This is a genomic window from Metamycoplasma buccale (assembly GCF_046774455.1).
GTDB classification, from domain to species: Bacteria; Bacillota_I; Bacilli_A; order Mycoplasmatales; family Metamycoplasmataceae; genus Metamycoplasma; species Metamycoplasma buccale.
The window spans coordinates 735,499-758,899 of the sequence record NZ_CP177249.1 but is presented as its reverse complement, the minus strand read 5'-3'; the positions used below and the strand labels follow the sequence as shown (position 1 = coordinate 758,899).

Genomic DNA, 23,401 nt, shown 5'->3' with positions numbered 1-23,401 from the left:
ATATTATTATTAGTAATTGACAATAATATTTAATTATTTAAATTTTTGTTAATAATTATGAATTTTTATTACAAAAGTAAATATTTTTAGATTTAATGGAAATATAGACAATTCTAAATATTTTTAAGTTGATTTTTTGCATATTCTTTTAATTTAGTTTATTATCAAATTATCTAAAATTTATAGTTATTTATGGAGCAATAATAATTCACAAAATTTAGAAAATTTTTGATTTAAAAATGACAAAGAATATCCAACTTTACATTTAATATTACTTTTAACTTGTTTTTTATAAAAGAAACTTGTCAATTATTATTTGTTTGTTATACCTTTTTGTAATATAATTTTTGAAATTTTGATAAAATACATAAAGTTATTTTGGTTAATATTTATAACTATTATTTAATTATTAAGGAGCAATTGTGAAAAGAACATATCAACCCAAAAAACGCAAACATATTAAAGTGCATGGATTTATGGCTAGAATGCAAACTAAAAACGGAAGAAAAGTTTTAGCAGCTAGACGGGCAAAAGGTAGAAGTAGATTAACAGTATCAGACAATAAATAATTTGTTTGATATATTTTTATATTTATAAGCAATATGAACAAACAAAATATTGTTAGAAAGAATTGAGAATTTCAAAAGATTTTAAACTCACATAATCAAGTTATTTCTAATAATTTAATAATTTATTATGTTAAGGGTGAATGCTTTAAAGTTGGAATATCAATTCCTAAGATTTTTGCAAATGCAGTAATGAGAAATCATTATCGCAATCAAATTAGAGCAATTATTAGAAATATGGATATTAGTAATATTAATTTTCATACGATTATTATTGCTCGCAAAACTTTTTTTGCCTTAACATTTGAAGATAAAGTAAAAGAAGTACACAAATTATATGAAAGGATAACAAATGGCAAAACAAAAAAAGTCTAAATTTTATGATGATTTCAAAGTCGCTAAAATAGAAGATAATAGTCCTAAAAAAACTTGAATAAAAGTTTGAAAATGAATAAAAATTGTTTTTGTTATTATTTTCATTACTATTGGGCTTGTGGGTTGCATGCAAACTTTTGCAGTTAAAGCAAGTAATAAAGTTGGTGCTGGACAAGAACTTTATACAAAAAAAGCAGATGTATCTCCAAATGTAGAAACATTAAGATATAATCCCAAAACTAATTTTTTTGAAAGAGCAAACGATGAAAAAAATACTAATGCTAATACATTTTTAGGGCTTTCAACTAAGGATAAAAAATTAGACGGTCATAGCATTATAGAAAAATTAAAAAGACAAGATGCTAATTCTGGAGCTACTTACGGAAATTACAACGGCAAAACATTAGCTTTGCAACTTCAAAAGCAAAATTCAAAGGGAAATTTTGAAAATATTACTTCGGAAACTGACGACAATAATGGTTTAGTTTATGGAAATGGTAAAACATTTGCTTACTATAACTTAGGAAATGAAAAAGGCGAATATGGCACAAAAACATATACTCCTGTTACAAAATTTGAACAAGTTTTAATGCCTTTACCTTCATTTCATTCAAAAGACGCTAAAACACTTTTTGATAAAATTAAAGAGATTCGTTTAACTGAACTTTTAGCTAATTTACCTGGTGGATCTAGAGAAATTGATAAATATGTAAGAGATATATTTCAAATTCTAGTTAATGAAACAATTAAATATTGATATGAAAATAATGTTGGTAAAACTAAAGATAATGGTGGTTTCAAAGATTACTTTGATCAATATGTTTCTTCCATGGCAGGAACAACTAAATTAGAAAAATTAAATAATTATTTTAAAACATTTACCAAAAGTAAAATAACTGAAAAAATAGATGACCCAGCAAAAGCAACTGAAGATGAAGGAAAAGCATTTGCAAATCTTTCTAAGATATCTTTAGCATTTGTACATTATGCAACCTTATTAAAATATAATAGTAATAATCCAAGTATTCAAGATGGTGGTTATCAACATTACATTCTTAAACAATCATTTATTACAAGATCAGGTAATTATAATAAATCTGCAGTATTAGATGGTTTATTTGATTCTAACTCATCAATTAGACAAAAATCTATTACTACTTATAAAGAACACTGAGAACAAGGACCATTTTATGGAATGTTTGTTCACCCGGTAAACCATTTTATGCACGCAATTATTAATGGCTTAGGGACAACTGGTTGAAGCATAATTTTAGCATTAGTTGTAACCGTTATTATTGTAAGATTATTATCGTTTGCTATTTCTTTCAAATCATTATTTAGTCAAGCTAAAATGGAAGAATTTAACCAAAAGAAGGCAAAAATAGAAGCCAAATATGCTGAATATAAAAATGATAAACAAATGCAACAGCGTAAACAAATGGAAATCACTGAACTTTATAAAAAAGAAAAAGTTTCACCATTCTCTGGAATAATAACTTCATTTATTACAATGCCTATTTTGATTGTTGTATTTAGAATTATTGCTGCTTCTCCTGCTATTAAACAAGCAACTTGATATGGAATACAATTCTCAGCTACTTCATTTAGAAAAGTAATTGCTGGTGAAATGCTTTACCTACCTATTTTAATTGTTTCTGTGGGTATTCAAGCGTTAGCTCAATATTTACCTAAAATTCTCAATCGAAAGAAAAAATCATTACGGGCTGATGCTTATCAACGCGAAGCAATGAAAAAAGAAAATAAGAAATTTAATATTATTTCATTAATATTTATAGGAATTGGTGCTATCTTTAGTGCCGGACTTCAAATTTATTGAATTATTGGTGGAATTATGACAATTCTTCAACACATCTTTGTTCATTATTTCCAAAGAACCAAATTCTTTAAAGTAAAAGTTGAACCTAAATTATAAAAAAAGAAATTATTAAAAACCACTTTAGATTAAATATAAGTGGTTTTTATTTTATATTTTTGCTTTATTAAAGCCATTTTTACCTTTTACAATATCTAAAAAAATAAAAAAACACATTCTAAATACTTAACAAAAGGAATAAAAAATGTCAAAATCTTTAAAAATACCGCTATAATGGGTGTTTTTTTTTTTTTTTCTAAAATGGTCTACATAAAAGGAGTTTTATTTAACAATGAATACATCAAAGAAAAAGAAAACAACTATTATTTTAGGAACTACAATTGGAGTTTTAGCAACTTCAGCTATTATTGCCGGAATTATTTATAGTAAAGCAAGCAAACCTGGCATAAAAGGTAAAGGAAATATCTTAGACACTGGTGTATCACAAAGTGATATTATTGATAAAAAACCAAGTAGTTGAGATAATAAAAATGAAGAAAGATATAAAAAACTTAGACTTTATATTGAAAAATTAATTGAAGCTTTAAAAGCTGCGACAGCAAATGCTAATAAAACATTAAGTATTGAAAACTATCGAAAAGCTATCGAAGATTTAAATACTAATTTAAATCGTGCAGATTCAGCTGAAGATATTATTAATGAAAGTATTAAAAATCTAGAAAAATGACCAGAAAAACAAAAAGCTTTAAAAGAAGATAAAGCTAAGCTTGATGAAGCAGTAAAAAAAGCTAGAGAAGCATTAAAACATGCCCAATTAAAATTAAAAAAATTGCTTGAAGATAAAGAATTATTAACTAATAAAATTAAAAGTATTATTAAAGAAATTTTAGAAACTATCAAATCTTCACAAGGAGCTAAGCTCATTGCGGAAATTGATAGTTATATTAGAAAACTAACTAATTTAATTAATATAGCTACAAATTATATTGAAGATGCCAAGAAAATTGGTTTAGATAACTTGGCCCCTGATTTACAAAGCGCTATTAAAAAAGCTAAAGATGAAATTAAAAGATTAGAAGAATTAAAGAAATCACAAAATCCAGAACAACAAAAAGAAGCATTAAAAGAATATGCTAAACGATTTGAAGAAAAAGTAACTAAAGCAATCGAAAAAGCTAATAAGGCAAACGAAAACGAAACTTTAAAAGAAGCAATAGAAGATCTTGAAGAACTTAAAAAAGAAGGTGAAGCTGCTATTAAACAAGCAGAATCTTTAAACGTTCCTGACGTTAAAGCCGATCTTGAAAAAAGTCTTGAAAAATTAGATGAAGCTATTAAAGAAACTAAAAAACGTTTAGCAGAAAAAGAACTTGAAATTTCTAAATTAAAAGAAGAAGTTAAACAAATATTAGAAGCTTTAGCTAAAGCAATCGAAGAAGCTAATAAGGCTAATACTGAAGAAGAATTAAAAAATGCTATTATTAATCTTAGAATTGAAATTACTAAAGCAGAAGCGTTAACTGAAAAACTTGCTAAAGCAAAATTAATAGATGAAAATGCTAAAGTAATTGAAAAAATAGAAGAAGCCAAAAAAGTTTTAAAAGAAGCGGAAGAAAAACTAAAAGCTAAAGAAGATCAAGTTAAAAAACTTAAGGAAGAAATAACAAAAGCAATTGAAAAATTACAAAAAGTTACTAAAGAAACTAATGAAGCAAATACTATTGATACTTTAAAAGAAAATTTAAACAAACTTCAAAGTGAAATTACTAAAGCCGAATCATTAGTTACTGAAGTTAATAAAAATGAAAATAAAGATAAAGTAGCAAATGAGCTTAAAAAATTAACTGAAGAAATCACTAAAGCTAAAGTAGAACAAGAAGCTTCACAAAAAAGATTAGAAGATTTAGAAAAACAAAATAATGAATTAGTTAAAAAAGTTAATGAAGCACTTGAAAACGCAGATAAAGCAATCGAAGAAGCTAAAACTAATGAAAATAGTGAAGATATTACTACTTTAGATGAAGTGTTAAAAAAATTAAATAATTCAAAAACCACTTTAAATAATTTAAAATCAGAAGCTAATAATAAAAATGAAAAAGGATTAGTTAATAAATGTGAATTAAAAGAAACTGAAGTTGATTCTTGAATTACTAAAATTACAGATCAAAAAACAAAAACTGAACAAAAAGATAAAGAAATAAAAGAGAACAAAGAAAAAATCACTAAGCAAATTGAAGATTTAGATAAAGCTAAAAAAGAATTAGAAAATGCTAAACAAGGAAACGATAAAGATAAAATTAATAAAGCAATCACTAATCTTAAAGCAGAAATTGATAATGCTAATAAGCTACATGATAAAGTAAAAGATGAGCCTAAGTTAAAAGATGATGTTAAGAAATTATTTGATAAAATTACCGAAGCAACTAAAGAATTAGAAAAAGCTAATGAAGATAAAAATAAAGCAATAGAAGAAGCTATCGATAAAGCACAAACAAACTTAAATAATGCTTTAACTAGTGCTAACAATAATAAAAATAACATTAGTAAACTAAAAGAAGAATTAGTTAAATTAGAAAAAACTATTCAAGAAGCAAAAACAATAAAAACTACCTATGATACAGAAGAAAATAATAAAATTGCTTCAATAAAACAAAAGTTAGATTTATTAAAGAAAACTATCGAAACTGCTAGACAAACAAAAGATGCCCTTGAAAAACAAAATAAAGAAAAAACTGACAAAATTGATAAACAAATAGAAGATGCTAAGAAAAAAGCCGATGAAGCTATTAAAAAAGCCGATGATGCTTTAAAAGAAAATCCGCCTAAAAAAGATGATTTAGATGACGCCAAAAAAGAGTTAGAAGAAGCCAAAAAAGATTTAGATAAAGCTAAAGAAGAAGCCGACAAAAATCATTATGATGAAAAATCAAAAGAAGCTGAACAAAAATCTAAAGAAGTAGAAGACAAATTAAAAGAAATTGATAATAAATTAACTTCTGAAGAAGAAAAGAGAATTGCTCAAGTTAAAGAAGTATTAGAAAAAGAAATTCAAGCTTTAGATAAAATAAATAAAGAAGTTAGTGCATTAAGTGGTGTTGATGAATTAAATCAAGAACTTCCTAAATTACAAGCTGAAATAACTAAGGCAAAAAATCAAGTTTATGATGTTTATAACATTGAAAGTAATAATAAAGTTGATGAATTAAAAACTTTATTAGAAAAGTTAGATAAATTAATTAAAGATTCACAACAAACTAATTCAACAAAACAAGCAGAATTAACTAAAAAAACAAATGAAACTAATAATGCAATTGTAGAAGCAACTAAAAAAGTTAATGCTGCAATTTTAGAAGCAAGTCAAGCACCAGAAAATGATATTAAAAAACTAGAAGAAGCAATTAAAGCTTTAGAAGAGGCTCAAACTAAAGCTAAAGCAGCTAAAAATTTAGCTATAACTAATAAATATCAAGAAAAAATAACTGATGCAGAAAAATTACTTCAAAAAGTTAAAGAGTCATTAGAAGAAACTAGGAAAAAATTAGATAAAGCAACAAAAACCGAAAAACAACAAGCAGATCAACTAGTAAAAGAAATAGATGAAGAAATTAAAAAAGTAAAAGCTGCTGAAACTAATGCTAAAAATGTCGAAGATAATATTGATGAATCCGAAATTAAATTACCATTATTACAATTTGCAATTACCAATGCTAACACTAAACATTCAAATGTTCAAAAAAATGAATTAACTAATAAATATAAAAGTATTAAAGATAAATTAAATGAATTAAAATTAGTAACAGATACTGCTGATAGCACACTTGCTACACTAAAAAGTTCTCAACAAACTAATAAACAATTAGTAGAAAGCAAAGTTAATGAAGTTCAAAACTTATTAAATACTACTAAAAATAAAGCAAATAATGCCATTACTTCTAAAGAAATTTCTAAATTAGAGGATGCTCTTAATGATATAGAAGCTGCTATCACAAAATCTAATGAAGTTAAGACTATAACACAACAAAAACATTATTCATCTAAAACAAATGAAGTAGATAATATATTAAATGAATTAAATACTTTAAAATTAAATGTTACTAAAGCACTTAAAGATGCTAAAACCGAAGCAGAACGTATTGCTAGAATAAAACAAGAAGTAGAAAAAATGCTTACCGATTTAGATAATGCAATTACTAAAATAAAAGAAAATCATACTACTTCAAATTCATTAGAAACAGATATTAAAAAATTGGAAGATTTATTAGTAGAAGCAAGAAAATTAAAAACCGAAACAGAAACCAGTCCTGAACTAACTACCGAAAAACAAAAATTAACTGACAAAATTGCTAGTGCAGAAGCGGAATTAGTAAATGCAAGAGTGAAAAAACAAGAATTGGTAGAAAAAGAAACAGCCCAACAATCACTGGATTCATTGGCAAAAACTTTACAATTAAACATAAATAATAAAAACAAGCTTGCATCAGAAGTTAATTATACTGAATTACAATTGAATAAAAATTCTTCTGACTTTGATATTAAATATGATTCATGATTAAATCCTAATGATAAAGAAGGGAAATTAAAAGTAGAAGTTGTAATTAAACATAAAAAATATACAGATGTAACTAAAACAGTTTATCTTGAAATTAATGGTTTTAATAAAGGATTCAATATACCAGAATTAGTTGCAAATTTTAAAGATTATTTGAATACAAAAATTGCTGGTAATGAAAATAATAGAAATGACATTCTACTATCAAAATTAAATAAATTTAAAGACAAAGACAAAGAAGAAAATAAAAAAATATTTGAACAATTATTTAAATTTAAAAATAATCTTCCAAATGGTGTTGAATTAGATTATGAATCATTAACTAATAATAATTATGTTGTTTCAATGAATTATGTTGGCAAAGCAATTGTTTCTCGTGACAAAGATGGAACTTTGCATTATGGAAGTATTACACAAACTAATGAAATAAATTTAGAGAAATTTAATCAAACTATAAAATGAATTAATACTTTAACAGTTCTTGCTTTTGGATTTCATTCTGGTAAATATATGGCCTATTATAATGAAATAACTTCTACTTTACATATGGATAATGTTATAGCTAGATTTGAAAATAAAACGTTAACTACTTCATTAATTGAAGAAATATATAATTGATATATGCCAGCAGTAAAAGGCTGAAGAGATAAATATAAATATATGCTAAATGGCAATCCAGGTGCTTATAGACATGGTATATTACCGGCATTATCAAAATTTCCATTTAATGCATACAATGAATAAAACAAATTAAATAACTTAAAAAACAAGCGAATAATACGTCCGCTTGTTGCTACATTGTAATATAAAGTGCAACACTATGAAATAATTTTTATAGGTTGCATTTTTTATATTAAAGTAAATAAAAAAAGAGCAACCTAAATAAAGTGCTTCAAGAGGTTACTCATGATTAATTATAATCACTTAAATTACAAAAATAGAATTATTATTCAAGAATACTTAAATAAAGGTTTTTCTATTAGAAAAATAGCCAAACAAATAAATAAATCACCATCAACAATATCTCGCGAAATAAAACGCAATTTTGATAATGATAAATTAATTTACAATCCAGAAATAGCTAATCAAAAGTCTATTCTCAGAAGTAAACATAGATCTTATTTTTGATATTTTTTAGTAAGAGATAGATATGAAGAATTTATCGATCAATTTGCAGCATTATATGATGGTAAACTTTGAACGGTTGAATCAACTTATTTTTTTATAAAAAATAATATGAGTGTAAATGAATTTGAAATACCATGTTTAAAAACTATTTTTAATTGAATAAACTCTGGTAAATGAGTTTTTAGTAGAAAAGATTTATTAAGAAAAAATTACACAAAAGGAGGAAAACGTTCAAAAACTAATGTTATTGATCGCCTTGTTGGAGCAAGATATATAAAACCAATATGAGCAAGACCAAAAGAAATAAATAATCGATTAGAATTTGGGCATTGAGAGCTTGACTTAGTTTGTGGCAAAAATGTTAGAGGTGCTAATCATATAATCACATTAGTAGAAAGAAAAACAAGGTTTTGTTATGTGGCAGTTATGAAAGGTAAGCATCCTGATAATCTTAATAGAATTTTAAATAATTTAATTGCAAATAATAATATCCCAGTAAAATCGATTACTACAGATAATGGTTTTGAATTTAGAAAAATTGGTTTACTAGCTTACAAATTAAATATATTTGTATATTTTACTGATAAATATGCTTCATGACAAAAAGGAAGTAATGAAAATTGAAATGGTATTTTTAGAAGAATTTTTGCTAAAGGCACTAATTTTAATGAAATTGATATTAATGAAATTCAAATTGCCACAGAAAGAATTAATTTTAAACGTAGAAAAATTTTTAATTGAAAATCCTCATATGCTTTATACGAAAAAGAATTAATAGAAGAATATAACAAAATATTTGCTTAATAAACTAATTTCAAATATACTCAAACACTAATATTTAGTGTATTTTTGTTTTTTAACTTTTAAAAAATATAAAATAAAACATGAAGCACATAGGTGTTGCACTTCATGTTACTTTCTAGCAACAAGCGAATAATACGTCCGCTTGTTTTTATTTTTGTCTTTGTGATAGTTGAGCTTTAATAGAACTTTCTAAATAAAAATGTTTAATTTTTGTGCCGTTATTTTCAAGTTCGATTTTAGCTTCGATTTTAAATTCTTTTAATAAAGTTTTTACTGGTGCAGTGGGATTATTTTTAATTAAACTATAAACTTTTTGTCTAATTTGTTCAAAAACATTTTTTATAAAATATCTAATATTAACACCGCGATATTTTTCTTTTAAATCAAGATAATAATATTTCTTATTATATTCATAAGCAAAAGTAAAAGAATTTTTAATGTAGTTAAATTTTCTTAAATTTTCATATGTGAGCAATGAATTTAATTTATCCATTGTTATTTTTTCATCTTTGGATTTATAAAAATTTTCAAGCAATTCTAATATGTCAAATTCATAGATTGTTTGTAATCCACTTTTTTTAATATTTTTATTTTTTGCTTTATTTTTAATTTTTTCATAATAATTATTTAAAGGCTCACTTTTGCCAGCTAAAAACATTGGTTCATATTCATATTTAACTAAAGGAAAATTATCTTTTTTAGAGGTTTCTAATATTCTAGGGGTTTTATTAAAAATAATTTGACTAATATCTTTTTGTTCACTATTAAATTCCATTAAATAATTGGCTACAGTTTTTCCTTCATTATCTACTGTATTTGGTAATTTTTTTTCTGTTTTAAGTGTTTTAATGTCTAAATCAACTTCGTCATCAAAATATTTATCTCTAACATTGTTTGTTTTTTTATTAATTGCTAAAGGAATTGCAATTACTGAAATAGTAGCAGCAATCATAGTAGTAAATAATATAGTTGTGTTAACTATATTTTTAGTATTTTTCTTTTTCTTTGCTATTTTATTTTCATTGTCATTTCTATTTTGTTGCATTTTTATTCCTTTATCTCATTAAATATTTCTTTTACTTTCATTAAATTAATTTTTGCTTTATTATAATCAATATTTAAAACCATATTATATAAATAATCAACAAAATGACTAATTATTCGATATTTATAAAAATCTTTAGGCTCGTTTTGGCCATATGCTAATCAAAAAGATTTTTCAATTGTTTTATTAATGTTAGTATTTTCAAACATAAATGCAATATCTAAATAACGATTGCTTTTATAAGCAGTGGCTCAATTGATAATATATAGATTTAAATTTTCTGTAAAAAATACGTTATCTAAATTTAAATCATTATGACAATTAGAATCTGGCTTAATATCATTAATTCAAGAAACAATTTTATCAACTATTTCTTTTCCACCCATCTCTTGGTAAAGTCAATCTTTATTAATATTTTCTAAATATCATAAAACCTTATCTTTTAAAATGTATGAAGGGAATTTAGCATCAGAGTCATGATACATTTTCATAGCTTTAGCTAATACTTTAATTTGCCTTGTATTTAAAGTAGACACTGCATTGCAGTTTAATCATCTCCAAATAATTCGTTCATTATCTTCATAAACACAAGTAGGCACAAAATAAAATTGACTAATTTCATTTAAATCAAGACGATTGTCATATTGATTATGAAATTTTTGGATAATAAAACGATTAAAGTTATTATGATCTTTATTTTGTATTTTTAATAGTGATTCATTTAATTTGTTTTTAAAAAAAGTAGATTTTGAATAAGTAATTTTATATGCTTCTTCATTAAATATTTTTAACATATAAATATAATCATTGAAAATATTTTCATCTAAATCAAAAAATGAAATTATATCTTTTTTAGAACAACCCAAAAATAAATATAGTGATACAGGATCAACATATCTAGAATTATATGCAGCATCTTCAAAACTAATTAACTTAATAAAGTTGTATTTATTAATAAGAACATTATGACGTTTAATATTATTGTGGCTTACTACATATTTTTCGTCTTTATATTTATTAACTAATCTTAAATATTTTTTATCTTTAATATCATATTTAAGTCAATCAAATTTTTTTAACTTAATATCTAATTTTTGGAAATTGTTCAAACAATTAAATAAATTTGATTGAATTTTGGAATTGACATTCATTTTAAACAAGTCTTGTCCAGGAAATCATTTTTTTATTACATATCCTTTATTAATAAATAAATAATCTTTGAATTTTTTTAGAATTTTTTCTTCATTTTTATAATCAAAAAATAGATTTTTTGGCACTCTAATTTGTACTCAAACATTATTAAATTTACCAATATATGTTTTATTATAAAAGGATTCATAATAAAATCTAATATTGGTAATTGCATTGGCAACTTCAAGGCCAAAAACTTGTTTAATTTCATTAATTAATTCATCAATATCAATTTTTTTATCGCTATTGTTTTTTGAATAATTATCATTCTGATTTTGATCTACTTTCATATTATTACCTTTTATTTAGAATATTCCTTTAAATAAATATTCATATATTTCTCAACTCTTTTTTCATATATAGTTGTTTCAAAAGGTAAAACTTCATGTTGATATACTCACAAAATAATTAGAGCATTTACAATGATTTTATGAATTAAAAGATATTTTTCTTCAAAGTCATCTCCATAAGCATCTAAAAATATTTTTTCTTGTTCTTTATTTAAATTACTACTTTCAATAAAATATGCTAAATCAAAATGAACATCTCCCATTGTTGCATATTCTCAATCAGTAATATAAATATCATTTTCATTTTCAATCATGTTAAAAAGTCAAAGATCATTATGAACAGGGGCAGATGTATCAATAGATTTAAGAAAAATATTAATTTTTTTATAATACTTATCTAAGATAGGAATTTTCCTTTGTAATTTTTTTATTTTTTCACGATAAACTTTAAATCTTCTTGCAATTTGATTTTCTTTAAAAAAAGGTAAACGAGAATTGTGTAAAGTTATTAAATGCTCACCAATAATTTTTAATTGTTTATTAGTTAATGATTCACTATTTAAAGTTTTTCCATCAATTCATTTAGTTACTAATTTTTCTGGTGTGTTTTCTATTACTTCGGGAGAAAATGACAATTTATTTAATAATTTATAATCGGTTTTATGGTTAAAAGAATCAAAAGATTTTATTTTTATAAAAAGATTATTTTCTTCATCTTTATATGTTTTATTAGTAAAACCTTGATTTTCTAATAGTTTCATTACTAAAAATCAATATTAGAAGCATATTTGGCATTTTCTTGAATAAAATCATGACGAGGTTCGATATCTTCACCCATTAAAGTAGCAAAGACTGTATCACAACTAGCAACATCATCAATTTGAACTTGTAACATTTTTCTAACTGATGGGTCCATTGTTGTTTCTCATAATTGCTCAGGGTCCATTTCTCCAAGCCCTTTATAACGTTGGATAGCAACAGATTTTTTATCTTCTAATTTAGCAAGAATTTCTTCTTTTTGAGCATCATTATAAGCATATTCAGTAATTTTACTTGTTGAAATTTTATATAGTGGAGGTTGAGCAATGAAAACAATACCATATTCAATTAATGGTCTCATGTAACGATAGAAAAATGTTAATAATAAAGTAGTAATATGAGCACCATCAACATCGGCATCAGTCATAATTATGACTTTATGATATTTTAATTTATTAATATCAAATTCTTCATTAATTCCGGTGCCAAGAGCTCTTATCATTGTAGCGATTTCATTATTTTTTAATACAGCAGTAAAATCATTTTTTTCAGCATTAATTACTTTCCCTCTTAAAGGTAATATGGCTTGTGTTGCGCGATCTCTACCCATTTTAGCTGAACCACCAGCTGAGTTACCTTCGACTATGAAAAGTTCTCTAACTTCTGCATTTTTAGATGAACAATCTGCTAATTTACCAGGTAAATTTCCTAATTCTAATCCATCCTTTTTTCTTGAAGCTTCTCTGGCGGCATTAGCTGCTAATCTTGAACGTTGTGCTAATAAACATTTTTCTACTATTGCTTTGGCTTGCTCAGGATTTTCCCCCATATATTTTTCTAACATTTCAGATATTACTTTGTTAGTTGCAATTCTTGCATCTTTGTTTTCTAATTTTCCTTTAGTTTGACCTTCAAAAATTGGATCAGTATGTTTAATAGAAATAATAGCTACTAATCCATCTTTAGTATCTTCTCTACTTATTTTTTCATTATTATTTTTGAATAGTTTGTTTTCTTCAGCATAGTTATTATAAATTCTTGTTAAGGCATCATAAAATCCTTGCTCATGAGTTCCACCATCACCTGTTTGAATATTGTTAGCATATGAAACAACATTAGCAGTATAAGTTTCATTATATTGCATTGCAACTTCTACTAATACTTCACCACTTCCTGGAGTTTTATCTTTAAATGAACCTTCAGCATAAATAATGTCAGGAATAATAAGTTTTTTTCCGTGATTTAATTCTTTTACATAGTCAATTATTCCACCTTCAAAGAAGAATTTTCTTGTGATTTCTTTTTCTAAATCTTCACAAGTTATACTTAACCCTTTATTTAAATAAGCAATTTGTTTAGCATGATCTACAATAGTACCAAAATCAAAATCAACTTTTTCCATTACCGTATAATCAGGGTGAAATACAATTCTTGTACCAGTTTCATTATTTGATATTTCATCTATTACTTCTAATGGTTTAACTGGTATTCCACCATTAACAAATTTTTGGTAATGTAATTTACCATCTCTTTTAACTCAAACTTCAAAAGAATCACTCAAACCATTAACTACTGAAGCTCCAACACCATGAAGTCCACCACTAACTTTATAGTTGTTGCTATCAAATTTTCCTCCAGCATGCAATACTGTTAAAATAGTTTCTACAGCAGATTTTTTAGTAGAAGGGTGAATGTCTACTGGCATACCACGACCATCATCAATAACTTCAATAATATTGTTAGGATGTAATTTTATTTGAATAGAAGTGGCATATCCAGCCATTGCTTCATCCACTGAGTTATCAACTATTTCTCAAATTAAATGATGCAATCCCCTAAAACCTATGGAACCAATATACATTCCCGGTCTTTTTCTAACGGCTTCTAATCCTTCTAAAACTTGAATATCTTTGGCTTCGTATTTGTGATTTTGTTCTTCTTTATTCATGTTTTTTCCTTAATAAAATTTATTTAAAATAATATTAAATTATATCAAAAAACAACCACAAAAAGTTAAAGGAAAATTTGATTACTATTTGATAAAAATAAATAAAAAAGTAGTTATACTACTTAATTATTTTTATTATTTTATTAATGAACTAGTATCAACATCTTTCATTTCTTCCTCGCTTGCTTGGAAGTATGGTTGATTATAAGCACCAATTTTTTCTGCAACATTTACAGTTCAGAAAGTATAAATCATACGATTGAATGATTGAACTTTGAAGTTGTAGTTTCTAATTGTTGAATATATTTCATCTTCTTGTAGAGAAATTTCGCTCATAAATTCTAAATATAGTCGATCAGCTTTTAATTCAGGATATTTTTCTACTTGAACATTTATTCCTGATCCTATCTTGCTTAATTCTTGACCAAAAATTTGTGGATCATTTACATTATCTAAATCTACTAATTTATTTCTTAATGCAGTAACCTTTTCTAATGTTTCTTTTTCGTGTTTTGCATAACCTTTAACGGTATCTAACAATTTTATTAAAGTTGCTCTTCTCTTTTTTTGAGCAGCTTGAATAAGAGATGATGCTTCTTGAATATCTGTTTGTTTTTGAATTAATGAATTTCTTCTAGCATTTCATGCGAATCAAAATATTCCTAATGTAAATATAAATGCTAAAACTACCAAAAATTTTTGAAAGCCTGTTGCTTTAGCTTCTTTAATTGAATTATCAACATTTGGTTGAAAACCACTTTTTCCTTGTGGTGTGCGAGTATCAAATAACATTTTTTCTCCTTTTTTTCCTTAATTACTCTTTATTATAGTATTTTATTAATAGTTTGCTCAATATTTGCTAAACTATGTTTATCAGTTAAAATTTTCACATTATTTAAGTAGATACTCAATCCTTGATCATCTATTAATAGTGTTGTATTATTTTTAAGTTCAGGAAATTCTTTAAAGAATGTTGAAATAAATTTAATCATTCTTATTAGTTCTTCTTTATTATCCATTGTTTTTTTGTTATAAGAAATTTTAAATTCATCAATTAATTTATCCATGTCATCTTCAAATATATGAAATAATCCAACTTCATTTAATGGCGAAGATATTATTTGTGCATCTATTGTTGATAGTTTTATTTTTTGAGTTAAAAAGATTATTTTCTTTTCAGAAAATGGATAATACCTTACATAAGGTACATCAACAATATATCCTTGAGTGAAAACCTCATCAATTTCATTTCTAGCGTAAAATGATTCCATTAATATATCTTGTTGAAGGAAGTATGTAGATTTTTTAAAACCAATAGGTTTAAACATCGGTTTTCTATCTGGTTTATTAGTTATAAAATAAAATTTTTGTACACTATTAATTGAATTTATTAAATATAAATAATCTAGATTTCCCTTGCTTGATACTTCATTCAAATCTTGGTGAGTTGAAATATATCGGTTTCCAATGTTCTCATAATTTTCTATTGCTATATTTTTGTTTAAATAGAATAGTGTTAATGATTGAAAAATGATTTTTAATTCTTCTTGTAAACCATATCCTAAATATTCATTAATTTGTTCAATAGTAATTTCTTTATTTCTATTAATTAATTTTTCAATTCATCAATTATCATTTTTATAAAATTCTGTATCACCAGAAAACTTAAAGTTTGTACAAATATTATTATTTATTTTTGATAAAAATAATTTTGGTATATTTTTTGAAATTATAAATTTATCATATTCGACAAATTTTTCTTGGGTTAGCGGTTGGAAAAATGACATGAATTTAATTTGGTCATTATATCTAAAAGCATAATGTTTATGAAATTCAGGATTTTCTAAAACAAATTGCCCTCTATTTTTATTTTTGTTGTATTGTTTTTGCGATAAATAGCCTTGAGTAGGTAAAAATATTAGATCTGGTAAATAATTTGTAGGAATACTAATGTTTCTATTTAAAATAACAAAAGGTGTTGGCTCAATGTGGGTTGCAACTATTGTTTCAGTTCTTGTTTCGCCTTTTGATGAAGTATATGTTATTACTCTAGTTCCTTCAGTAATAATATCGCGTCATTCGAGTTTAGTATATAAAACATCATAAAAATAACTATTTCTAAAATCATATTTGTAAATAGTATTTAAATTTTTATAATCTTCCATGTTTTGAATAAATGATAATTCATCTTTTTTTAGATTTTTAACTCTATTAATGGCAAAAGATTTTAATATTTCTGTTTTTATATCTTGAATTGTATAAATTGAAAAAATTAACTTTATTAATGAATTTTTATTTAGAATTAAACCTTTAATTTCATTTTCTTTACCTTCTTTATAAATTTTAAATTTTTTAATGGCCTGATTATTTTTTAACAAAAAAGGTATTAAAAATAATCCAATAACAATGAAAAAACTTAAAATAATGAAGAAATTACCAACATATTTTGCTGAAATTTTATTAACTTTTTTTTCATTATTAATTTCAGATTTCTTTTTGTAAATATCATTAACATTTTTTTGTACTTCATCAATTTTATTTTTATTATTTTTATATATGCTATTTTCATAAAACTCTATATATTTTTTAGCAATATTTTCACTTGCTGGAAAGTATAAATTATTTATTGGATCTTTTACGATATTATTTGTATTAATAATTATTTTATTTTGTTCAGACATTAATTTTTCTCCTTAAAAAAATTATAGCAAATAAAAAAATAGTCATATTTTTAATATGATTACGACACTATTAATAGCAATATCATTTTAAAATAGATAATTATATTAAAAAAATAAATAAAAATTAACATACAAAAAAATGCTTTTGTATGTCTTTAATTTCTAATATTTTTAAAATAAATCGTCCTTATCATCAATGAGTGAATAACGTATATTTTTTTTATCACTTTCCTTATTATTTGCATCTTTACTATTATTAACATTATTTTCAATAAGATTTGCTTTTACATTTAAATTTTTACTTTCAATTTCTTTTTCTTGAATTTCTAGATCAATAGTTTTTTCGATATCTTGTTCAAATTGTTTTAAATCAATTGGTTTAACAAACTTAGAAAGATAATTTTCTGCATTAGAATTTTCGTCTATTAATGCTGTAGAATTTTCTAGTAATTTATCAGACATATTTGTTGAATCAGTTTTCATCTCGTTTGTATCATTATCAAATGGATTTTCATCAAAATCTAATGACAATTCATTATTAATTAAATCATTTTGTGCAATGGTATTAGATAGTGTATAAGGTTTGGGTTGTTCTTTTACATCTAAAACATTTTGAACAATCGTTGGTATATTTTCTTCAATTGCCTCGGTTGGTATATTAATAGAAATCGTTTTAGTTTTTTCTAAAGTTTTTTCTATTTCTTCATTAGATATTTCTGTGTCATTTATTGGGGTTACTGATTCAATTTGAATTTTATTAATATTTTGATTTAAATTATTGGTAGTTTCACTTTTAACTTTTATATTAGTTGTTTTTTGATTTAATATTGTTTTTTTAGCTTGTTGTCTTTTTACTTTAGAAAAGCTCATTAGTTGAAATCTTAAATCACTTATAAAGAAAGTAGAGACACTAAAAGCTGCGATTGCAATAGCAAAAATAAAGGCAAAAACAATTCCGACTTTATTACCAAGAATAGATATTAATGCATAACAAAATGCTCCAACTAATCCACTTGTGTATTTATATGGCAATGCTGGGTCATTATCTTTTTTAAAGTTTGTAAATCACCCTTCAAATACTTTTTTAAACGTTTCACTAGATTTAATATTACTTATTCCATTTTGAATATAGTAAATTAAACTTCCAAAAATTAAAATTGCAAAGAAAAATAGAGCTAATCTTCACAAACTAAAATGGAAAATGTTATAAGAATAAGTTTTTTTTAATTTAAAAAGTTTTTGTAAACAAAATAAAATGAATCAAACATATAATAAAGTTGAAAACATTCCAAATAAAACATTAATAGTGTAGGAATGAATTGTTGTTAAACCACGAATATTTAGAAATGAAATAGTAAGTAAAAATATAGTAAAGAATATTAAACATGTTCAAATGAGATTTTCATCTTTTCAAAAAACATATTGCTTTTCTTTACGTATTTTTATTTTTCTTTCTTCAGTTTCTAATTCATTTTTTGTTTCTTTCATAATAAAAATTATATTTCATATAAAGTAATTACTACTAAAGGTTCTTTTTCGACAATTTTATAAATTTTTCTTTTAATTGATTTTCTTAATCTTTCTTGAATTTCCTTTAGGTTAATTTCATTAGTTTCTTTATTTATGAACTCCCTTTTAAATAATTCTTGTATTGTACTATATATTATATCTTTGTTATCCTTTGTTATGATTCCATATGACGCAATTTGAAGATCATTTATTGGTAATCTTTTTTTGTAATCAATTAGTGAACTTAAGGCAATGACTCCATCTCTTGCTAAATTTTCTCTTTCTTTTATTACTTCATGAGAAATATCACCTACACCAAAACCATCAATAATAACGTCGCCGATGTTTTTTATCATATGCTTTTGAGATTTTAAGTTGTAATCTTCAAATTCTGCTACTTTACCATTTTGTAATACTAGACAATTAGCAAAATTCATGCCAGCATCTCTAGCATCTTGACATGCAACAACTAAATAACGATAAAGACCTTGAATTGGAATAAAATATTTTGGTTTAAGTTCAGAGATAAAAAATTTAATATCTTCTTTTGCAGGATTACATGAATAATATTGATCAGATCCAAGTTCAATTAAATTTGGGGTATTTCTAGCAATTTCATCAAGTGTTAAAGCATAATTTACTTCAAGACCATTTACAGGGGGAGCTATTACAATAACTGCATCATCATTTTTTAATTTTAAGTAAACATCATTATTTGAAGCGATTCTAATAAATCTTAAATAAAGCCTTTCAATGGCTCCAGTAACTAAAATAACAGCATTTTTTACGTCATTAGCAGCACGATAATCTATAAATTGTGGCCATTGTAAATTAGTATCAATTTTACTTACTAAATTTATTAATTGTGAATATGTTCTTCCATATGTGATAACTGGACGATTATATCTTTTTGCCAATACTAAAATTTCGTGAGCAGTAATCATATCTTCATCATACAAACCAACAATAATTCTTTTATCTTGAGGAGTTTCTTTAAATTTATATTCAATTTTTTTAGAAACTCATAATTTGTCAATGCTTTTACCTGGATAATTACTTTTACCAGCATCCATAATTAAAATTTTTAATTCTTGGTTATTTAGAACTTTTTTAATATTATTAATATCTGTTTTTCCATATGGCCCTAAATTGCCATCAACAAAGTTTGTTAAAAATAATATATTTCCCTTATTAACATAAAAATTAAATCCTATTTGTCCAGGCAAACTCCCTGCTATTTCAATTGGAGTAACTTTGATATCATTAAAATATGTTTCTTTATTTATAACTTTTACTTCATATTCATTGTGTTCGATATTATATTTAGAAATACGATCAATTAAAACTATTTTATTAAAAGCTGATGTATAAATTTTTAATCCTTTAATTTTCATTAAAAGTCATGGAATTGCTGAAAAACTTTCATTATGAACATCGGTTAAAAATATTCCAACTATATCCTTTTGATGTTTTTCTAAATATTCATAATTACAAATTAAGGTATCAATTCCGTTATGAGAATTGATAGGAACTTTTGTTCCTGAATTAATAATGAAAATTTTATTGTTTATTTCCAATACATATGAATTTTTACCATTTTCATCCAACCCACCTAGGGCAAAAAAATTAATTTTATCCATTTTTCCTCCGCATTATTACTTGAAAGCAATTGTCAATATTTGTTATCATTTTACATTAAAAATTAGTTTTTATTATGATTTAATTAACTTAGTTAAATAATGATATTTGTTAACTTCCTTAATCTTTAAATCTTATTAAATAATATAATTTTATATGTTATGGAACTAAAAAAATATATAAGAACTATCAAAGATTTTCCAGAAAAAGGAATTGAGTTTAAAGATATTTCATTATTACTTGCTAATGGTATTGCTTTAAATTACACTATTAATGAAATGGCCTTATTAGCGAAAGACGCAGATATTATTGTTGGCCCTGATGCAAGAGGTTTTTTATTTGGTACACCGGTAGCAGCAACATTAAAGAAACCATTTATTATGGTAAGAAAGCAAGGAAAATTGCCAGGAGAAGTAGTTAGTTGCGATTATGGATTGGAATATGGCAGAAATGTTTTGGAAATTCAAAAGGGAATTGTTCAAAAAGGTCAAAAAGCAGTAATTATTGATGATGTTTTAGCTACTGGGGGAACCTTAGAAGCTATTATTAAATTGTTGAATTCTCAAGGGGTAGAAATTTTAAGAATTATAGTTTTAATGGAACTAGAAGGATTTAATGCAAGAGAACGTTTAGATTGTGATATTAAAAGTTTAATTTACATTAATAAAGGTGAATAATGAAAACTATAAAAAAGTACAAATCATATGATGAAATAGAAAAGAAATATACCTTTGATTTAGAAAGCATTTTAAATAATAAAACTCTTGAAGAATTAGAAAATGATTATTTTTTACTTTATGAAAAAATGATTCAAATAAAAGATTCAAAATATGAAGATTTCAATCTTTATTTAGAACACCTTGAAATTTCCCGAAAAATGCTTATAATACACAATAAAATTGAAAATTATTTATCCAATAAATTAAACATAAATATTGTTGATTTTGATATCAATACAAAAATTTCTAATTTTGAAGAAAAATCAAATCTATATGAAAAAAGATTTGGTTCAGAGGTAAATAGAATTGATAAACATAAAGACACTATAAAAAAATGACTTAATAAGGTTGAATTAGCTGAAGTTAAAAAAGATTTAGAAGCAACATTAGAAGCGCTAGATCATAAATTAGATGATCAAGTTGAAACATATCTAAATGATACAAGTATTGGCAATCCATCTCCTGAAGAAATTTTTTCAATTTTAACTGATAGTGAAGTTGATTTTGGTTATGCCACTTCTTCAAAAAATAAAAAATTTAAAATCACTGAAGGAACAAGGCCTTTATTGTTGAAAAATAAAGATGAAAAAATTAGAAAATCAGCATATATAAATTATTTAATTGCCTTTAATAAGCATAAACAAAGCTTAGCAAAACTACTATATCAACACATTAAAGAGTTATCGGTTCAATCATTGTATCGTAAGTATCCCTCTACTTTAGAATCAATTTTAAAAGAAGACCATGTTGATAAATCTTTACTAGAAATACTTTATAAAAATGTTCAAAAAAATATAGGAATGTTTAAAAAGTATTTAAAAGCAAAAAAACAATTTTTTCTAAAAAAATTTAATAAAAAAATGGAGCCATGAGATGCTTCAATGGATTTAGTCAATATCAAAAATGTATACACTATTGAAGAAGCACAGAAAATTTTGTTAGATGTTACTTCAATAATGCCATATGAATATCCAGAAATTGTAAAAAAAGCGATTGATGAAAGGTGAATTGACTATGTTAATGTTCCATCGAAACGAAGTGGAGCTTATTCAATTGGTGATTCTTACGGAATAGATAAAATTTTTATTTTAATGAATTTTGATGGAACATTAGATTCAGTGAATACCTTGTGTCATGAAATGGGACATTCATTACATTCTTATTATTCTAATAAAAACCAACCTATTTTTAGAAGTCAATACCCTATTTTTTTAGCTGAGATAGCATCTATTTTTAATGAGCTTTTATTAAATGATTATCTCTTCAATAATGCTAAAAGTGATGAAGAAAAATTTGCATTACTCTCTGCAAGCATTAGTGATTTTATGGGAACAGTTATAAGACAAACTCAATGATCAAATTATGAATATGATTTGTATAATGAAATTGATAAAGGTGAGCCATTAAACACTTATGAAGCATTAGAAAATTTATATGTTAACAATGCAAAAAAATATGCTTTTGACTCCAAACAAATAAAAATTAATAAAAAAGAAAATATATATTCTACTATTGTTCCGCATTTTTATTATCACTTCTATGTTTATAAATATGCCATTGGTTATATTGTTGCCAACACTTTTTTCCAAAAATATAAAATAGAAGGAATTGATGCTCTTAAAAAATATATAGACAAATTTTTAAGTGCAGGCGATAAGGATTGACCTACTTTAATTTTAAAAGAAGCCGGTGTAGATATTTATTCAAATGAAATTTATGAAAAAGCATTTTCAATTATTAATGAAAAAATTAGCAAATATATAAAATTAGGAAGGAAAATATTTTATGAAAAATATTAAAAAAAATTTAGTTGTCGGAATGATATTTTCCTTTTTAGCATTTATTATTTCTTCTTTATATTTTGCTTTTGTTGTTTTTTATAATAATTTAGCCACTTCGTTTGTACATAGCATGAAATTTGTTTTCAAAAAATATTTAGAAATTTCTATTTTCTTAGTTTTATTACAAGTTTCCATACCAATTATTGCTTTTATTAATTGCATTTATATTTTTAAAGAGAAATTAAATAAAACATTGAAATTTATTTCTATATTAAATGTTGTTCTTGCTTTTTTACCCTTTATTAATTCAGCGTCATCTTTAATGTTATTATCATTTACTTCTAGATATTTAAAAATTTCTAATATTAGAAACAATATAAAAAATAATGAAAATATGCTTAATAAATTTAATGAAGATAATGAAATAGATATAAAAAATGACTTTAATCAAAATGCATTATAAAAATTTATATTGATTTATTTTTATTATTTAAATTTATTCATAACAAATAGACAAAGTTTTAGGCAAATGAAATTTTGCTTTTTTTAGCACTCTTAACAATAAAGTGCTAGAATTATAAAGA

General features: G+C 24.2%; 16 protein-coding genes. 8 read left to right on the top strand and 8 right to left on the bottom strand.

Going from position 1 to position 23,401, the window contains the following annotated elements; all coding sequences use genetic code 4:
- Positions 1–419: 419 nt before the first annotated feature.
- The 5 genes from rpmH (at position 420) to ACLFP3_RS03395 (ending at position 9,256) form a co-directional block, all read left to right on the top strand.
- Positions 420–569, top strand: a complete 150-nt coding sequence (rpmH, locus tag ACLFP3_RS03415) for a 50S ribosomal protein L34 (RefSeq protein ID WP_412031862.1) — start codon at positions 420–422, stop codon at positions 567–569.
- A 33-nt stretch (positions 570–602) separates the two neighbouring features.
- Complete coding sequence (gene rnpA / locus ACLFP3_RS03410) at positions 603–941, top strand: ribonuclease P protein component (RefSeq protein WP_412031551.1); 339 nt, start codon at positions 603–605, stop codon at positions 939–941.
- Positions 919–2,874 (top strand): membrane protein insertase YidC, encoded by a 1,956-nt coding sequence (gene yidC, locus ACLFP3_RS03405; RefSeq protein WP_412031550.1) that lies wholly within the window; start codon positions 919–921, stop codon positions 2,872–2,874. Before rnpA ends, yidC begins: the two co-directional genes overlap by 23 nt.
- A gap of 232 nt (positions 2,875–3,106) precedes the next feature.
- Positions 3,107–8,068, top strand: coding sequence for a hypothetical protein (locus ACLFP3_RS03400; protein WP_412031549.1), 4,962 nt, complete (start codon positions 3,107–3,109; stop codon positions 8,066–8,068).
- A gap of 162 nt (positions 8,069–8,230) precedes the next feature.
- Positions 8,231–9,256: an IS30 family transposase gene (locus tag ACLFP3_RS03395; RefSeq protein WP_412031351.1), complete on the top strand. Its 1,026-nt coding sequence runs from the start codon at positions 8,231–8,233 to the stop codon at positions 9,254–9,256.
- Between the two features lie 148 nt (positions 9,257–9,404).
- Here ACLFP3_RS03395 and ACLFP3_RS03390 read toward each other — a convergent pair whose 3' ends face one another.
- The 8 genes from ACLFP3_RS03390 to ACLFP3_RS03355 all read right to left on the bottom strand — a co-directional run bounded on the left by ACLFP3_RS03390 (position 9,405) and on the right by ACLFP3_RS03355 (position 20,319).
- A complete protein-coding gene (locus ACLFP3_RS03390; RefSeq protein WP_412031548.1) occupies positions 9,405–10,301 on the bottom strand; it encodes a hypothetical protein in 897 nt (298 codons plus the stop codon).
- 2 nt (positions 10,302–10,303) lie between these two features.
- The gene (locus ACLFP3_RS03385) at positions 10,304–11,782 is read right to left on the bottom strand and encodes a hypothetical protein (RefSeq protein ID WP_412031547.1); all 1,479 of its coding nucleotides are present in this window, start codon (positions 11,780–11,782) and stop codon (positions 10,304–10,306) included.
- Positions 11,783–11,793: 11 nt separating this feature from the next.
- A complete protein-coding gene (locus tag ACLFP3_RS03380) occupies positions 11,794–12,543 on the bottom strand; it encodes a phosphotransferase (protein WP_412031546.1) in 750 nt (249 codons plus the stop codon).
- Positions 12,544–12,545: 2 nt separating this feature from the next.
- Positions 12,546–14,489 (bottom strand): DNA topoisomerase (ATP-hydrolyzing) subunit B, encoded by a 1,944-nt coding sequence (gene gyrB / locus ACLFP3_RS03375; RefSeq protein ID WP_412031545.1) that lies wholly within the window; start codon positions 14,487–14,489, stop codon positions 12,546–12,548.
- A gap of 135 nt (positions 14,490–14,624) precedes the next feature.
- A complete protein-coding gene (locus tag ACLFP3_RS03370) occupies positions 14,625–15,281 on the bottom strand; it encodes a LemA family protein (RefSeq protein WP_412031544.1) in 657 nt (218 codons plus the stop codon).
- A gap of 32 nt (positions 15,282–15,313) precedes the next feature.
- Entirely contained in the window at positions 15,314–17,170 is a 1,857-nt protein-coding gene (locus ACLFP3_RS03365) for a hypothetical protein (RefSeq protein ID WP_412031543.1), read from the bottom strand.
- A 171-nt stretch (positions 17,171–17,341) separates the two neighbouring features.
- Positions 17,342–18,658 carry a hypothetical protein gene (locus tag ACLFP3_RS03360; protein WP_412031542.1) on the bottom strand — a complete coding sequence of 439 codons (1,317 nt, stop codon included), beginning with the start codon at positions 18,656–18,658 and terminating at the stop codon, positions 17,342–17,344.
- Between the two features lie 8 nt (positions 18,659–18,666).
- Positions 18,667–20,319 carry a ribonuclease J gene (locus ACLFP3_RS03355; protein WP_412031541.1) on the bottom strand — a complete coding sequence of 551 codons (1,653 nt, stop codon included), beginning with the start codon at positions 20,317–20,319 and terminating at the stop codon, positions 18,667–18,669.
- A gap of 159 nt (positions 20,320–20,478) precedes the next feature.
- Here ACLFP3_RS03355 and ACLFP3_RS03350 point away from each other — a divergent pair, with 159 nt between their 5' ends.
- Genes ACLFP3_RS03350 through ACLFP3_RS03340 form a run of 3 tightly spaced genes read left to right on the top strand, consistent with a single transcriptional unit; the run spans position 20,479 to position 23,280 of the window.
- Positions 20,479–20,994 carry an adenine phosphoribosyltransferase gene (locus ACLFP3_RS03350; protein WP_412031540.1) on the top strand — a complete coding sequence of 172 codons (516 nt, stop codon included), beginning with the start codon at positions 20,479–20,481 and terminating at the stop codon, positions 20,992–20,994.
- A complete protein-coding gene (gene pepF / locus ACLFP3_RS03345) occupies positions 20,994–22,835 on the top strand; it encodes an oligoendopeptidase F (RefSeq protein ID WP_412031539.1) in 1,842 nt (613 codons plus the stop codon). Before ACLFP3_RS03350 ends, pepF begins: the two co-directional genes overlap by 1 nt.
- On the top strand, positions 22,822–23,280 hold the full coding sequence (locus tag ACLFP3_RS03340) for a hypothetical protein (RefSeq protein ID WP_412031538.1): 459 nt from the start codon (positions 22,822–22,824) through the stop codon (positions 23,278–23,280). Before pepF ends, ACLFP3_RS03340 begins: the two co-directional genes overlap by 14 nt.
- Positions 23,281–23,401 lie beyond the last annotated feature (121 nt).